The 15,549-nt window shown below is 34.0% G+C and carries 13 protein-coding genes and 1 pseudogene; 3 read left to right on the plus strand and 11 right to left on the minus strand.

Going from position 1 to position 15,549, the window contains the following annotated elements:
• Positions 1-459 precede the first annotated feature (459 nt).
• Complete coding sequence (locus HMPREF0634_RS01600) at positions 460-1,212, minus strand: hypothetical protein (protein WP_040565612.1); 753 nt, start codon at positions 1,210-1,212, stop codon at positions 460-462.
• A 137-nt stretch (positions 1,213-1,349) separates the two neighbouring features.
• Between HMPREF0634_RS01600 and HMPREF0634_RS01605 the strand changes: the two are divergent.
• Positions 1,350-2,393 (plus strand): annotated as a pseudogene (locus HMPREF0634_RS01605) (IS30 family transposase).
• Between the two features lie 65 nt (positions 2,394-2,458).
• On the opposite strand, the gene HMPREF0634_RS01610 reads toward HMPREF0634_RS01605, so the two are convergent.
• From HMPREF0634_RS01610 to HMPREF0634_RS01625, 3 genes are all read right to left on the minus strand, one after another.
• On the minus strand, positions 2,459-3,451 hold the full coding sequence (locus HMPREF0634_RS01610) for a cell wall-binding repeat-containing protein (protein WP_007788396.1): 993 nt from the start codon (positions 3,449-3,451) through the stop codon (positions 2,459-2,461).
• Between the two features lie 17 nt (positions 3,452-3,468).
• Positions 3,469-4,566 carry a cell wall-binding repeat-containing protein gene (locus HMPREF0634_RS01615; RefSeq protein ID WP_007788474.1) on the minus strand — a complete coding sequence of 366 codons (1,098 nt, stop codon included), beginning with the start codon at positions 4,564-4,566 and terminating at the stop codon, positions 3,469-3,471.
• Positions 4,567-5,247: 681 nt separating this feature from the next.
• Positions 5,248-6,321: a cell wall-binding repeat-containing protein gene (locus HMPREF0634_RS01625; RefSeq protein ID WP_007788444.1), complete on the minus strand. Its 1,074-nt coding sequence runs from the start codon at positions 6,319-6,321 to the stop codon at positions 5,248-5,250.
• A 188-nt stretch (positions 6,322-6,509) separates the two neighbouring features.
• Between HMPREF0634_RS01625 and HMPREF0634_RS01630 the strand changes: the two genes are divergently transcribed.
• Both HMPREF0634_RS01630 and HMPREF0634_RS01635 read left to right on the plus strand, forming a co-directional pair.
• Entirely contained in the window at positions 6,510-7,259 is a 750-nt protein-coding gene (locus HMPREF0634_RS01630; protein ID WP_007788469.1) for a response regulator transcription factor, read from the plus strand.
• Between the two features lie 16 nt (positions 7,260-7,275).
• Positions 7,276-8,616, plus strand: coding sequence for an ATP-binding protein (locus tag HMPREF0634_RS01635; protein ID WP_165480181.1), 1,341 nt, complete (start codon positions 7,276-7,278; stop codon positions 8,614-8,616).
• Between the two features lie 159 nt (positions 8,617-8,775).
• On the opposite strand, the gene HMPREF0634_RS01640 is transcribed toward HMPREF0634_RS01635, so the two are convergent.
• The 7 genes from HMPREF0634_RS01640 to HMPREF0634_RS01670 all read right to left on the minus strand — a co-directional run bounded on the left by HMPREF0634_RS01640 (position 8,776) and on the right by HMPREF0634_RS01670 (position 15,446).
• Entirely contained in the window at positions 8,776-9,039 is a 264-nt protein-coding gene (locus HMPREF0634_RS01640; RefSeq protein WP_007788430.1) for a TipAS antibiotic-recognition domain-containing protein, read from the minus strand.
• A 62-nt stretch (positions 9,040-9,101) separates the two neighbouring features.
• Positions 9,102-9,761 (minus strand): RNA polymerase sporulation sigma factor SigH, encoded by a 660-nt coding sequence (gene sigH, locus HMPREF0634_RS01645; protein WP_007788408.1) that lies wholly within the window; start codon positions 9,759-9,761, stop codon positions 9,102-9,104.
• A gap of 18 nt (positions 9,762-9,779) precedes the next feature.
• Positions 9,780-10,343 carry an NYN domain-containing protein gene (locus HMPREF0634_RS01650; protein WP_040565615.1) on the minus strand — a complete coding sequence of 188 codons (564 nt, stop codon included), beginning with the start codon at positions 10,341-10,343 and terminating at the stop codon, positions 9,780-9,782.
• A complete protein-coding gene (rlmB, locus tag HMPREF0634_RS01655) occupies positions 10,309-11,043 on the minus strand; it encodes a 23S rRNA (guanosine(2251)-2'-O)-methyltransferase RlmB (protein ID WP_007788447.1) in 735 nt (244 codons plus the stop codon). Before rlmB ends, HMPREF0634_RS01650 begins: the two co-directional genes overlap by 35 nt.
• 16 nt (positions 11,044-11,059) lie before the next feature.
• Positions 11,060-11,512 (minus strand): Mini-ribonuclease 3, encoded by a 453-nt coding sequence (locus HMPREF0634_RS01660; RefSeq protein WP_007788452.1) that lies wholly within the window; start codon positions 11,510-11,512, stop codon positions 11,060-11,062.
• A complete protein-coding gene (gene cysS, locus HMPREF0634_RS01665; RefSeq protein WP_007788399.1) occupies positions 11,497-12,900 on the minus strand; it encodes a cysteine--tRNA ligase in 1,404 nt (467 codons plus the stop codon). Before cysS ends, HMPREF0634_RS01660 begins: the two co-directional genes overlap by 16 nt.
• Positions 12,901-12,932: 32 nt before the next feature.
• The gene (locus HMPREF0634_RS01670; protein ID WP_007788460.1) at positions 12,933-15,446 is read right to left on the minus strand and encodes a cell wall-binding repeat-containing protein; all 2,514 of its coding nucleotides are present in this window, start codon (positions 15,444-15,446) and stop codon (positions 12,933-12,935) included.
• Positions 15,447-15,549 lie beyond the last annotated feature (103 nt).

Here is a 15,549-nt window from a genome sequence, read left to right on the forward strand (position 1 = left end):
GTTCTTGCTATTTACCAAACAACCTATCGTTAGTTACAACTCAATTATATCAATATTAATATTATTGAATATTGTCTATATCTTGCAGTAGTTAGACTTATTATATTTTAAATAGGATGTAGTATTTTTTTAAATTTACAACTATTAAGCTATTATTTGATGGCATACAATTTCAATGGTATAACAACATCTATGAAAAATAAAAAATTATCTATTCTTCCAGAAAAGAATTTCGCATCAAATATATTTAATATTAAAAACATAATTATAAGTGAAGAAAAGAAAATAACTATATTTTTTTTCTTGCTTATTTTCTTTATTTGAACACAACTATATATATATATTGATATTGCCAATAAAATGAATACTAACAATAATGATAGATACTTATTTATGTTAGTATAAAATGTTATTAATGATATAATATATATAAATAATGCTAAAATATACAAAATTTTTTTATATTTCGATATAACCATTTTGGCCCCATGGATCTCTTCTATCTAAGGCATTAGCTAATCCAGTTCCTGGATCAAGTAAATTATAAATTGCAGTAAAAAAATATCCTTCAACCGCTTTTGCAGTATGTGACATTCCCCATGCTATAAGTTTGTTCTTAATTTTCGCCAAAGCTCTTCTCTTTATATAATTTTTAGCTGCTGCAGTTCCCATTTTTCTTATTAGTAGATTCATTGCAGCAGATCCTGCTCCACCAGTTGCAGCAGCTGCAACTGCAAAGATAATTGTATTAAATACGGCAGCAGCATAACTTGTTTTGATCCTTATTGTCGGTCTCTTTTTTGCTTTAGCTGCACTGGTAGAATATAATGTTAACTCATTTCCATTATTAATCACAGTTGTGTCATCTCTTAACAAAAGTTTTACAGCTTCTATATCTTCTTCTGTTAATTCTACGTCATTTGTATTTCTAATAGCATCTTCCACAATGCTATTAAAAACTTTTTCCTCTTTAGCATTCATAAGCTCTTCTTTATACTCTTTTGCTTCTATTGATTTAGCCGCGTCTGAAATTTCGCTACGACTTAAAGAGTCTATAGTATTTGAATCTAATTCAATATTTTTTATAGACTCTAAATTCACCTTAGTAAAAGTATTTTTTTTGTTCGATGCAAAAGCATATGAAGTACTTGTAAATAACATTAGAGATGCCAATAAAACACATGTTATTTTTTTTGAAATTTTTTTGTTCATTTTTTTCACACTCCTAGAATTTTTTTATATTGGTTGATTGTATAATCAAGTTGAACAATTAAATAAAAACTCCATAGCGATACTTCTGTGGTAGAATGTAGGTGTCAAATCAACAATCAACCAAAGGAGTTATCACTATGGATCATGTATATTCTACCACAACTAAACACGAAAAAGGGAACATCTTTCTTATGATGAACGAGTTTCGATTCAGATTCGCTTGAAAGATGGATGGTCAGCTAACAAAATCGCCAAAGAAATCGGCTGTGCTCCAAACACTGTTCGTAATGAGATACGCTGAGGTACTGTCTCCTTGTATAGAGGCAATGTTAAGCGTTACAAGGCAAAGGTAGTACCAGCAGAATCGTCTTGCCTGTGGCAGACACCTTGATAACTTAGAAAAGGCAGCTTTCCTTGCCTATGTAGACTCACATATCAGAGAGGATAAGTGGTCTCTGGATGCTTGTGTCGGAAGAGCTCTGCAAAGTGGCGAATTTGTCCGTTGTGAGCTTGTATGCACCAAAACATTGTATCGTTACGTTGACCTTGGTCTAATGGGTACACGTAACCATAATCTTCTAGAGAAACTAAAAAGAAATACCAAAGCTCAACACATTCGCAAAAACAAGAAAAAGCTTGGTCGCAGTATTGAAGAACGTCCAAAAGAAGTTGAAAACCGTCAAGAGTTTGGGCACTGGGAAGCAGATTTAGTGGTTGGACAAAAATCCGGAAATGACCAAGTACTTCTCACCCTTGTTGAACGTAAAAGCCGCGAATACTGGATGCTTCCGATCAAGAATTGTCATGCAGACTTTGTGATGGAAGCCTTTCATGTTCTTCAAAAAACATATAGCGAGCATTTCAATCAAGTATTCAAGACAATCACGATAGACAATAGCTCTGGGTTTTCAAGGTTATCTGAACTCGAAGAATTGACCGAGACGCTTGTTTTCTATACACATCCATATACGTCATGCGAAAAAGGAACTAATGAACGTCATAATGGTATTATACGAAGATTTATACCGAAAGGTAAACGTATCAGTGACTTTGATGTAGACTATATTGCTGACATAGAAATATGGTGTAACAGCTTGCCACGTAAAATACTAAATTATCGTACACCGGATGAAGTCTTCGAAGATGAGCTTGACCTTATATATCGACAGACAGCTTCGTGATATGGATTTTTAGTTATCAATGTTCAACTTATTATTGCAATTTATGGTTTAAATTTTTATTTTATTTATTTAAGCATTTTTAACTCGTCTTCTACAGAGCTTGATATAGACTTTTCCCCACCTACAATTATAATATTCTTTATATTAGTATTTGACTTTATATACTCCCTAGTATCTTCGTTTAAAGTCTTTGAATTGGTAAGCAGGATGGCTGCATTTTTACTTGATGCTAGAGGTCCTGCACAAAGGGCATCCGGATAGTCTTCACCACTAGCAAGCACTATTGTGTCTATATCCATCTTTAATAGGTCTTTATATGCCTTAGCTATTTCTACAGCTGTCTTATACCTATCCTGGCCCGCAAACCTGTATTTTTCCTTATACTTGTTTACAGAGTTTTCACCACCAAATACCATTTGTATTCCTTCAGCAGTATTTCCATTAGGCTTAATTGATATTAGAGGAAGTCCATAACCCTCTATGTTTGATGTATTAAACTTCTTTAAAAAAGGTGTTGCGGCTAGGGCATCGGGAAAATTATTCCCATTGTATACAGCTACAACATCCGATGCAATCGCTGGTGATCCATCATACAAGATTGGTGAAACTGCTGCCTCCGCTAATTGGGATGTTAAATACCTGTCTTCACCTGATATCCTGTATATTTTTTTAGTAATTGCTTCTATAGTTTTTTCAACATCATTCGAAATAACATTATTTCCACCAACAAGGGCTGTCTTATTAGCTTTTAGCAAGACTATTCTATCGTATACATTTTTAGGAACTTCATTTTTCTTTACAAGTAAAAGTGGTGCTTTACATTGAGTTGCTAACCAACCAGCAGATAATGCATCTGCAAAATGTTCTCCACTTGCTATTGAAATTATTCCATTATTATTAATTTCTTCAGATATCTTTATTGATGTGTCATACCTATCACTACCTGAAATCCTTGTAATATTTAAAGTTTTTGTATTTTCAGCAAATGATATAGGGCTAGTAATACTCAATATAAAAACTAAGCTTGCTATACATTTCATTTTAACAAATTTTTTCATAATATCCTCCTGTTTACCTATTTAAGTGTTTTTAACTCGTCTTCTACAGAGCTTGATATAGACTTTTCCCCACCTACAATGATGATGTTCTTTATATTAGTATTGGCCTTTATATACTCCCTAGTATCTTCGTTTAAAGTCTTTGAATTGGTAAGTAGGATGGCAGCATTTTTACTTGACGCTAGAGGTCCTGCACAAAGGGCATCCGGATAGTCTTCACCACTTGCAAGCACTATTGTGTCTATATCCATCTTTAATAGGTCTTTATATGCCTTAGCTATTTCTACAGCTGTCTTATACCTATCCTGGCCTGCAAATCTGTATTTTTCCTTGTATTTATTTACAGAATTTTCACCACCAAATACCATTCGTACTACTTCAGAAGTATTTCCATTGGGCCTAATAGCTATCAATGCTAATTTATCTTCGCCCTTACTATAATTATTATACATAAATGGTGTTGCAGCTAGGGCATCTGAATAATTGTTACCATTATATACACCTACAACATCAGAGGCTGTTCCTGGATATCCATTTAATATTGTATCAAGTGATGATTCAGATAATTGAGAGGTTATATACCTATCTTTCCCTGCTATTCTAATTTTCTTCTTTGAATACTTAGATAAATTATTTTCAACATTTCTTGTTATAGTACTCTCTCCACCTACAACAGCTGTATAGTTTAAATTTTTCATTTCCCTTATATTATTCTCAACAACTTCTGGAATGGTATTTCTTTTTACCAACAAAAGAGGTGATTCTAAATGACAAGATAATATTCCTGCTGAAATAGCATCTGGAAAAAGTTCTCCACTGGCAACAACAATATTTTTATATGGTTTCATGTAAGTCTTCATATATTCTGATATCTTTACTGATGTATCATACCTATCAATCCCTGAAATCCTTGTAACTGAAAGAGTGTTTTTTATTTTGTCAGAAGTATCTTCCAGTTTTTTGTTATCCTTGTCCTTTTTTATTACTATCTCTTCTTTTTGTTCTTTTTTAGTTTCATTACCCTTGTTATTTTCCAAGGCATAGTTGTTTGTAGATATAATTGATAGTGTCAACAATAGTGTCAATGTTACGGCCAATTTCTTTTTAATTTTCATAAGCTACTCCTTTATTTAAAGCTACAAATAGCAATTTTTATATTTACAATAATATTATATATGATATCCTATAAAATTATTCATCTATTTTTAAACTTGTCAAAAAAGACCGGTTGTATAATATCATACATACGATTAATCTTATATAAGTTGTATATTCCCTAATTTCTTTTGACTTGATGTTTGTGTTTTATCTGCTTAACTATTATTGCAATTGCAACTATGATTATAATAATATGTGGAACATACATAATCAAATCATTCCAGCCAGTCATACCCATAACAGCTATAAGAGATACAATTATAGATAGTATATATGGGATACAAATTATGCACCTTCCTACAGAGTTTCTGAAGGCAATAATTGTTGGAATATTTTTTTTAAGCCTATTCATTAGGCTTATTTGCTATGCAACAATGTCGGTTTGAAATTTATATTTTACACTTTATAATTTTTTATTATAAATTATAAAAGACAATAAACCAATATTAATTAGTACTAAAAATACCAACATTTTTACAAAACTAATGATATCATTAATTATAATAGTTATAAAATTATTATCTATTTTATCCGATAAATCAAATGGAATTACTATTATGCAAATACATATTAATAAATAAATTCCATATAAAAAAATGTCATTTTTTTTCATAATAATACCACCTTTCAATTTTTATTTATCTAAGTGTTTTTAGCTCATTTTCTACATAGCTTGATATAGACCTTTCACCACCTACAATGATGATGTTCTTTATATTAGTATTTGACTTTATATACTCCCTAGTATCTTCGTTTAAAGTCTTTGAATTGGTAAGTAGGATGGCTGCATTTTTACTTGACGCTAGAGGTCCTGCACAAAGGGCATCAGGATAGTCTTCACCACTAGCAAGCACTATTGTGTCTACATCTTTATTTAATTTACTTTTAAAAGCCTTAGCAATTTCTACAGCAGTTTTATACCTATCTGCTCCATATATTCTTAATCTTTCACCAACCAATTTAGGAACCGAATTATACCCACCAAAAACAATACTTGCATCCTCTCCTGCATAAGGAAGTAGGGGAAGAGGGCCCTTATCATGCTTGTTTAATTGATACATATATGGCATTGCTGTAAGAGCGTCAGCATATACATAGCCATTGTAAGAAGAAAATGCATCCCCTAATACTAACTCTTTTCTTTTCTCTAAGATTGGTCCATAAATTGATAAGGCTGTATCTAGCCTATTTTTTCCAGCTAATCTTATAGTAACAGATATTTTTTTATAAATTTCATCTTCTACTTTTTTGCTTACAGAATTAGTACCACCTACCAAATAACTCCTTCCAAAAAGAATACGACTATAATTGTCTGATATTACTTTTGGAATACTATCTTTTCTTACCAATATAAGAGGGGCTTCAAACTCTCCCGCTAATATACCTGCTGATAAAGCATCTGAAAAACCTTCACCACTTGCAAAAACTGCATAGTATGAAAACTTATCCTTTGTTAAAAATTCTTGGATTTTATAGGATGTGTCATACCTATCGCTACCTGAAATCCTTGTAACCGAAAGATTCTTTTTTGTTTTATCAGAAGTATCTTCCAGTTTTTTGTCATCCTTGTCCTTTGTTATTACTATCTCTTCTTTTTGTTCTTTTTTAGTTTCATTGCCCTTGTTATTTTCCAAGGCATAGTTATTTGTGGATATAATGGACAATGTCATCATCAGTGTCAATGTTACGGCTAATTTCTTTTTAATTTTCATAAGTTACTCCTTTATTTAAAGCTACAAATAGTATCTTTTATATTAAAAAAACTTTGATTGTATTTATTATATCATGCTACTACATCAACCATTTCTTAATAAATCTTAATATTACCATTAATATTCATTTCAATAAAAATATATGATAAAATCTACTTAAATAGTATCTTTACTTATTTGGGGGTTGTATGAGCAAATATAAAATACTTATCATTGAAGATGATGATGATATAAGAACAAGCATAAAAATGTTGCTTCAATCAGAAAATTTTGAGATTATAGAAGCAAGTAATGGTGATATTGGTATTGAAAAATTTAATGACAGTATAAATCTAATAATATTGGATATTATGATGCCTGGTATATCAGGCCTTGAAGTGTGTGAAATAATAAGAAGAGAGTCAATAGTGCCCATATTATTCTTGACAGCCAAAGCAAGTGAGTCTGATAAGTTACTTGGTTTAATGTCAGGTGGAGACGATTACCTAACAAAACCCTTTTCTTATGCCGAGCTTTTTGCCAGGGTAAATTCGCTTATCAGAAGACATTATTATTATGACCAAAAATACAAAACTAACCATTCTGGTGCAAATGAAGTTGGTGAACCAAAACAGGAGTATACCTGCCTGTCTTCTTTAAAGATAAACAAATATGATAATGAAGTTTATATAAGAAATAAGGCTGTTAATCTAACTTATCTAGAATATCAAATACTCCTTTTGCTAGCCTCTAACCCTAAAAAGATTTTTTCTATCCAAAATATATATGAGAGCATTTGGAATGAACCTTATTTTACTTCATCTTCAAACACAGTTATGGTTCATATTAGAAATATAAGGGCTAAGATTGAACTGGATAATAAAAAACCTGAGATTATTGCCACTGTATGGGGAAAGGGATATAAAATTGGGAAAAAATATGCTGATAAGGAGTCCTAAAAATAGGAAAAACAAGATGAAATTTAAACCTTTAAAAAAGCAGCTAACCACTACTTTGGTTTTGGGAATATTAATTTCCTCCTTCATTGCTACAATTTTGTTTTATTCTTATGAGTATATAGATGATAATTATCTTTTATCTAATAAGATTTCAAGTAATTATTCTCATCATTTATTCAATAAATTTGATAAGTTTATTAAAAAAGATGGTATAAGTACAAATGACTATGAAAAACTACAAAATTGGAATAAGGGGTCTAAAAATACTATTTCTTTACTATATATTTTTAAAAATGATAGAATGTGCTACTATTCTCACTATGCCCTAAGTAGCTATGAAAAGTATGATAAAAAGGCTATTGAAAACTTAAGTGATACATCACTAGACCTAGTAAAAAAATATAATATCCAAAAAGAGACTATGCGTTTTAGTGATGGATATGCTGATGTTTACATTGAAGCTGATATAAGTGACTATTTGAAAGCCATTATATTGGTATTTATATTTATTATTTGGCTTTCTATAATCCTATTGATTTTTACAAATAGGTTAAAGAGAGAGATTAATTATATAAATGAGTTAAGTAATCAGGTAGATAATATGAAATCAACTGATTTAGATGAAGAATTTACTGTTATAGGTAATAATGAGATATCTAATTTGGCTAAAACTTTAAATTTAATGAAAAACAATATTATTGAAAAGGAAAAGACTGAAAAAGAACTCCGTCAAGCCCAGGAAAAACTTATTACAGGCATGGCACATGATATTAGAACACCAATGACAAGTATTTTAAATTATGCTGAAATTCTTAGAAAGACAAATGATGATACTAAGCTTTCACCATTTATTGAAAAAATTATAGAGAAAGTGAATGATTTACACACACTATCAGATCAAATGTTTGAATACTTCTTTATTAGTGGTAAAAATATACCTAGAAATTTTGAAATTTCATTAATAGAGCATTCTTTAGGAGATTATTTATCAGAGTTATACGCTCTTTTAGAATATGAAAATTTTATTGTAAATGCTGATGATTTGATATTTATAGATGAAAAAATCAAAATATCTTCAGATTTCCTTGCTAGGATAAATAATAATATTTTTTCTAATATTATTAAATATGCAGATAAAAGTAAACCTGTTTATATATATTCAATATATGAAAATATGGAATACAAGGTATTTATCAGTAATACTATATCAAACAATGTCTTTAAAATTAAGGGAAGTAAAATAGGTGTAAATAATATAAAATTTATGATGCAGCATATGGATGGTTATTGTACAGATGAACAAAATTTAAAAAACAATACATATACAATTATGCTGGCATTTAAAATACAAAAATAGAAATTCTACATTCTCTCCATTAAACTCTTTATATGAATCAATAGATAAGGGCAGTATTCAAAAACATTAAGTTTTGGTTTATACTTCCCTATAATTTTATAACTATATTTATCATTATAACTTATTTAGCCTGCTAGTAAATAGGTTCCTGCCAACTACCTACAACCAGCCCACATACTCCTGTATAGCATCACATATATACTGGGCTGTCCCCTTACCGAACTTTTCAATCCTCTCGTTCATCTGGACATTTTCTACATAGCTATAGCCTATTGTAGAAAAAATAGCCAGTGGGTAGTCAAAGCCATATTCACAAAGTTCTTCATGTAGGCGCTTTGCCAGGTCAACGTTGGCCTGGTCCTGGGCCTCAAAGCCCTTGACCTTATTTTCTGCAAATAAAGAAAAAATTTCATCAAACTGCATATAAAACTCCTCTTCTAATCTCCACTAATAAAAATTTTTACAGATATAAATAAAAAAAGCCTCTAAGGTAAGGCTGAAAGCTCACTACTTTCAATAAACTTCTCTATCTTCTTTTTTATTCTCTGTATAGCATTGTCTATAGATTTGGCCCCCTTATTAAGGTCAACAGATATTTCCTTGTAGCTCTTACCTGCCAGGTATTGGGCAAGAACCTGTTCTTCAAATGGGCTCAATACCTCTGCCATCTTCTGCTCTATATACTCATACTCCTCCTTGAGTATGGTCATCTTCTCCGGATCTGAATCAAAATTGCTCGTAATCATGTCAAAGAGACTTCTTTCTGATTCATCCTCAAAGACCGGCTTATTTAGAGATATATATGAATTTAGGGGTATATGTTTTTGTCTAGTAGCAGTCTTTATGGCTGTTATTATCTGCCTGGTTATACATATATCTGCAAAGTGTTTAAATGAGCAGGTATGACTCTGATCATAGTCTCTGATAGCCTTGTATAGTCCTATTAGGCCCTCCTGGATTATATCTTCCTTGTCAGCCCCTACCAAAAAGTAGGTCTTTGCCTTGGCCTTTACCAGAACACTATACCTGTCGATTATACACTCTATAGCCTGTGAGTCACCAAGTTTCGCCAAATTGATGATTTCAATTTCGTCTTTAGCTTCCAAACTATTATTCAATTTTTCTTGTTTACTCACCTCTAGCATTATAAACCATCCTTTTATCTATAATTTCTTGCGTCTTATCTTTTCCAGCTTCTCATATATGTCGCTGTCAATCTTATTTTCCAACCTATTCATAGAGTTGAACCTGTTTGACCTGGACTTGTTGGCCTTCCTAAAGGAATCCTTGTAACGGTCTAGTTCTTCTATTAATTCCCTGGCTGGTACCCTGGAACATCCCTTGCCTAGGACTATCTGCTGCTCTGCATAGTCACTAGTGGCAACATAGACCTGGTCATATTTTGATAAACCTGATATAAATTTTTCTATATAGGTGTCAGCGGTCTGGTTTTCCTTCGTATAGACTATAGTTACACCATGGTGGTCCTCATACTTTTCTTCCTTACCCTTTACCTTGTAGGCATCAAAGACCACATGGGCCTCATAGTCCTTTATTTTAGAGTATTCATGTATGATAGCTACCAACATTTCCCTGGCTAATTCCAGGTCTTCATCAGATACCCTTTTTAGTCTAGGCCAGGCATTTATTATATTATATCCGTCAACTACCAGAAAGGTCTTGCTTATATATTTACTTGCTTGCATTTCTCTGCCTATATACTTCATACAATAATATGCCACCTGCTACAGAGGCATTTAGGGATGTAACATTGCCTGACATAGGCATGCTGACTGTAAAGTCACAATTCTGCTTTACCAGTCTGGATATCCCTTCTCCTTCACTTCCTACTACAAGGCCAAGAGGACCTCCAAGGTTCTGTTGGTAGAAGGTATGTCCATCCATATCAACAGCTGCTATCCATAGGCCGTTTTCCTTTAGGGTCTTGATAGTATTTACAATATTTGTCACCTTACATACGGGTAGGTACTCTACAGCACCTGCAGATGCCTTGGCAACTATAGGTGTTATCTGGACACTCCTCCTCTTAGGTATTATGACTGCATGGGCCCCTACTGCATCAGCCGTCCTGATTATAGACCCAAGGTTGTGGGGGTCTGTGATCCCGTCTAATATTATAAAGAAGGGGTCCTCTCCCCTTTCTTTTGGTATTTCTAATATCTCATCTAGGTCGTAATACCTATAATCACTAGTTATAGCTATTACACCCTGGTGGGCATGACTCTCTGACATCTCATCTAGCTTGTGTCTATCTACCTCTTGTATTATGACCTTATTTTCCTTGGCCATGGCAAGTATTTTCTTGATAGACCCCTCTTTTGAAGCCTTGTTTACCATTATTTTTTCTATGGACCTATTGTTTTTTAGGGCCTCTATTATGGGGTTTCTTCCCTCTATTATAGCCAAAAAGTTCACCACCTTACTATTTTTCATTGTTTTTATGGGACTTGTCTAGGTCTGACTCTATTATTCCTATACTAAGGGAAATTATATGGTCCAACCTGTCCCTATCTCCTTTTAGGTATAGGTAGCCCACCACGGCTTCAAAACCAGTTGAATGCTTGTAGTCTATCATACTAGCATTTTTTGCACTGGTGTTTTTCTTGTGGTTTCTAGCCCTCTTAAATACACTTAGTTCATCTTCTTTTAGGATACCTTCTATACCCTTGATGGCCTTGGCCTGGGATTTGGCCCTCACATATATTATAGCCATCTTGTGCAAATTATTAATCTTTAAGAAGACATTTTTCTTGATTAGGTATTCTCTTATATAGGATTCATACACTGTATCACCCAGGTAGGCCAGGGTAAGGGGTGATATCCTCACCAACTCATCCTGGCTCAACTTAGGTCTAAGGTCTATATTCTCTTCCATTTTACACCCTGTCTTGTATCCTCTATAGCTATTCCCATAGCTGTTAATTCATCCCTAATCTGGTCAGCTAGGGCAAAATTCTTTTCTTTCTTAGCCTGGGCCCTCTTGGCTATAAGGTCTTCAACCTTCTGGCTTAGGCTATCATCTTCCTCTACAGACTTGTTAGCTATATTCAATACACCTGTCAACTCATTAAAAATGTCAAGGTTCAACTGAACAAATTCTTTTGATGACTGGTCTGATATATTTGTGTTCATAAACTTGGCAAGCTCAAAGATAACACTGATTGCATCAGCCGTATTTAGGTCATCATCCATAGCTTCTATAAATCTTTCCCTATACTTGTCTAAGCCTGCTACCATGTCTTTTTCTTCATCCCTAAGGCTGGAATCAGCTAGGTTTCCTAGGATAAATTCTGCATTATCCCTGGCATTTGTAAGTCTTTCCAGGCCTGCCTTAGCCTGTTCTAGTACTGTGTCAGAGAAGTTTACTGGGTTTCTGTATTGTGTTGCAAGTAGGAAAAATCTTACCAAACCCAGGTCATACTTATTTGATATATCCCTTACTGTAAAGAAATTGCCTAGAGACTTGGACATTTTTTCTCCATCAACATTTATATAGCCGTTGTGCATCCAATATCTGGCAAATGTGTGGCCATTTCTACACTCACTCTGGGCTATTTCATTTTCATGGTGAGGAAACTGTAGGTCCTGACCACCAGCATGGATATCTATAGTGTTACCCAGATACCTATTAGACATTACAGAACACTCTATATGCCAACCCGGTCTACCTTCACCCCATGGTGACTGCCAACCTGGTTCACCTTCTTTTTTAGCCTTCCATAGAACGAAGTCTAGTGGGTCTTCCTTCTTGTCATCAACGTCTATTCTAGCGCCTAGTTCCAACTCCTCTATATTCTGGTGGGATAACTTGCCGTATTCTTTGAATTTCCTAGTTCTGAATAGGACATCTCCTCCTGCCTCATAGGCATATCCCTTGTCTATTAGGTCTTGTACAAATACTATTATATTATCTATATTGTCTGTTACCTGGGGATGGACTGTAGCTCTCTTTATACCCAGGCCATCACAGTCTATAAAGTATTCCTTTATATATTTTTCAGCCACTTCTTCCGGAGATATACCTTCCTCATGGCTCCTCTTGATTATCTTGTCGTCAACATCAGTAAAGTTCTGTATATATGTAACCTCATATCCCCTGTATTCAAAATACCTTCTAAGTGTATCAAATACAGTAAATGGCCTGGCATTTCCCAGGTGGATAAAGTTATATACAGTTGGACCGCAGACATACATTTTTACCTTGCCCTCTTCTAGGGGTATAAACTCCTCTTTTTTTCTAGTCATAGTATTGTATATTTTCATTAGACTTCCTCCAACACATACATTTCTTTTTATTAGTTATTTTCCTTTTGTTCAAAGTTTTTTACTGTTTTGCTATTAACCTCTAGGCTGTCTATCTTGCTACTGTCTAACTGGCTGTTATCACTATTTGTACCTTTTGTATCTATATCAGTGTGGATACCGGCCTTCATGATTAAAAGTTCAGTAACTGCCATACTGTTAGGTCCCAAACCAACCTGGGTAATATTAGATATCTTCTTATTTTCAAGGGCCTTAACCTGCTTGTCTGATAACTTGCTATTGGCTAGAACTATAGGTGATGACACCTTGGCTGCATAGGCACCAACCGCCAAACCATCTATCAGTTCATCTGGATTCTTCTGGCCATTTTTTGATACAAATACATAGTCTAACTTGTCAGATGGATAGAATTTTTCTATAATTTGAGCATTTGTATCACTCCTGTTTATACCACTCACCCTCTCTGGTGATGATAGGTTGCTTGTTACACTTCTTGGCACAGATTCAAGGCCACCTATTATGTATGACTTAGTGATTTTTGATGTATCCTTTAGGTCCTCAGGCATTGAGTACAATCCCTTATTATCTGTCAATATTATAGGTATAGTTTTTTCTCCAGCAACTGGCGAGAAACTGATGGCATCTGCTAGTCCCTTGTATCCATTTACTAGAGAAATAGTGTCTACCTTCTTGATTTTAAGGACTTCTTCAGCTATCTTCTTACTTGTGTCCTTCCTATCATCTCCTGATATTCTCTGGACCTGTTTACCAGATTCTACTAACTTATCCTCTAGGCCTTTTGATATGGAGTCCTTACCACCTATAATTACTATATTTTTAGCCTTTAACCTATCCATTTCCTTACTTGTAAGGTCATTTAATTTGTCTTTTTCAGTCAATAGGATAGGAGCAGACTTTAATTTTGCCAATGGTGTAGCTGTCAAGGCATCTGCTATGGCCTTACCATTTACTAAGAAGACCGTATCAGACTTTGTCCAGCCATCATTTGAAACCTTTACAGCAGTATCATACCTATCCTGGCCTGCTAGCGACTTGCCACCCTGGTAGGACTTTGTAATCCCCTTTATTACCAGGTTGGCTGGTGCATATCCTGACATCTTGTTAAGGTCTATAAATGTTCCACCCCTTAATACATAGGACTGACCTATATTGGCCTTAGCCTTAAACATATCATAGCCATTTACATTCATCTCCATAGCTATCTTAGACTTCCTATTATTGGCCCTGTTGTCTATCCTAACAGCTATAGCCCCCTTGCCTGTTGCCAGTGGGAAGTTGCTTATATCCTCTGTTATGTATCCAGAATATGGAACTGTTCCAGACTTTAGTAGTATCCTGTTATTGTAGTTAAGAGTTTCATTGCCATTTATTGGTATTAGGTATATTTCATACTTGGCACCAATACTGTCAGACGCAAACATAACCCCCTGTAGGGCTTCATGCTTACCGAATTCAAACACATTGGCAGTTGTTATGGTATTGTCTGCCAGGGAAGCTGTCATAGAATACTCGTGCTGGTATAGCTTTTGACCTGAATCTTGCTTAACCTGCGTGATAGAGTAGTTGTCAGTATATGAAAGGATATTCTTATCCTCATATGATATCCACATATATCCACGCTCTGTGTTGTAGTTACCCCAGCTGTTTTTTACCAACCAGGCCCCCTTAGAAGATGGCTTGGCTGCTCCATTAAACTTATTAACCGGATAGTTGTCATCCCAACCAACTATTGTTATAGCATGGTTCTGGCCTAATTTTTCATTTAAATAATAGGCGTTTGAGTCGGAACTCATATATCTTTTATCATCATAGTAGCCTGACATTACCGCCCCATAATTAATAATGGCATTTTTTACAGAAGTTTTGTCTGCAGCTACACTTATTACTCCAGTTACATTATATGGTAACTTGGGAGCCGAATCGTAATTAGCCGGCTTCTTAGCACCATTTTCTCTTGTAAGCTTACCATTGTATGGTATATCTTTTTCTAGTTTAGGTCCCAACCAAGATGTAAAATAACCTACTGAAGTTTCATTCGTAGATCCCTGAGTATCTCCTATATTCCAACCGTATACATTGTCCTTGGCCCACCATCTCATATGCTCTTCTGATAGGTCAAAGTCACCATAGCCCTTTAACTTTAAGAAGGTTTCTAGGGTTGCATTACCTGTAAAAGTCCAGCATATTCCTAGATTTTCCTGGTCTCTTATACCTGTCATATAACCCTTTTCTCTTGGGTCAAACTTACTAGCATTTGCCCCATCCCTCTTTGAATTAGACCTTATCTTTGTAGGTGTAAATTCAAAAGGCTTTATACTTATATTTTCTACTTCTCTACTATTTTCATTTGGGGTCCTATCAATCGATTCTATACCGGTGTATTGACTGCCATTAATGTATTCTACACTTGGTGAATCAACCTCATCTGCACTAGTCTGGAATAAAGATCCACTAGATATTATCAATGAAAATACAGATAGTATTATTATTTTCTTGAAGTTTTTTCTATCTCTATTAAATGTCATCCAGTTCTCCTTTTCTATAATTAAGTTTCTATTATTTACAAATTATATACAAAAATATGTAAAATTCTCCATTTACATCATACCACTAAATAGGAATTTCTTC

Origin of the sequence: Peptostreptococcus stomatis DSM 17678, assembly GCF_000147675.1 — a bacterium.
Taxonomy (GTDB): Bacteria; Bacillota; Clostridia; order Peptostreptococcales; family Peptostreptococcaceae; genus Peptostreptococcus; species Peptostreptococcus stomatis.

Coding starts and splice junctions, on each gene's coding strand:
- HMPREF0634_RS01630 (WP_007788469.1), top strand. CDS start 6,510: ATGAGCAAATATAAAATACTTATCATTGAAGATGATGATGATATAAGA.
- HMPREF0634_RS01600 (WP_040565612.1), bottom strand. CDS start 1,212: ATGAACAAAAAAATTTCAAAAAAAATAACATGTGTTTTATTGGCATCT.
- HMPREF0634_RS01615 (WP_007788474.1), bottom strand. CDS start 4,566: ATGAAAATTAAAAAGAAATTGGCCGTAACATTGACACTATTGTTGACA.
- HMPREF0634_RS01625 (WP_007788444.1), bottom strand. CDS start 6,321: ATGAAAATTAAAAAGAAATTAGCCGTAACATTGACACTGATGATGACA.
- HMPREF0634_RS01650 (WP_040565615.1), bottom strand. CDS start 10,343: ATGAAGTATATAGGCAGAGAAATGCAAGCAAGTAAATATATAAGCAAG.
- HMPREF0634_RS01660 (WP_007788452.1), bottom strand. CDS start 11,512: ATGGAAGAGAATATAGACCTTAGACCTAAGTTGAGCCAGGATGAGTTG.
- HMPREF0634_RS01610 (WP_007788396.1), bottom strand. CDS start 3,451: ATGAAAAAATTTGTTAAAATGAAATGTATAGCAAGCTTAGTTTTTATA.
- HMPREF0634_RS01670 (WP_007788460.1), bottom strand. CDS start 15,446: ATGACATTTAATAGAGATAGAAAAAACTTCAAGAAAATAATAATACTA.
- HMPREF0634_RS01635 (WP_165480181.1), top strand. CDS start 7,276: ATGAAATTTAAACCTTTAAAAAAGCAGCTAACCACTACTTTGGTTTTG.
- sigH (WP_007788408.1), bottom strand. CDS start 9,761: ATGCTAGAGGTGAGTAAACAAGAAAAATTGAATAATAGTTTGGAAGCT.
- HMPREF0634_RS01640 (WP_007788430.1), bottom strand. CDS start 9,039: ATGCAGTTTGATGAAATTTTTTCTTTATTTGCAGAAAATAAGGTCAAG.
- cysS (WP_007788399.1), bottom strand. CDS start 12,900: ATGAAAATATACAATACTATGACTAGAAAAAAAGAGGAGTTTATACCC.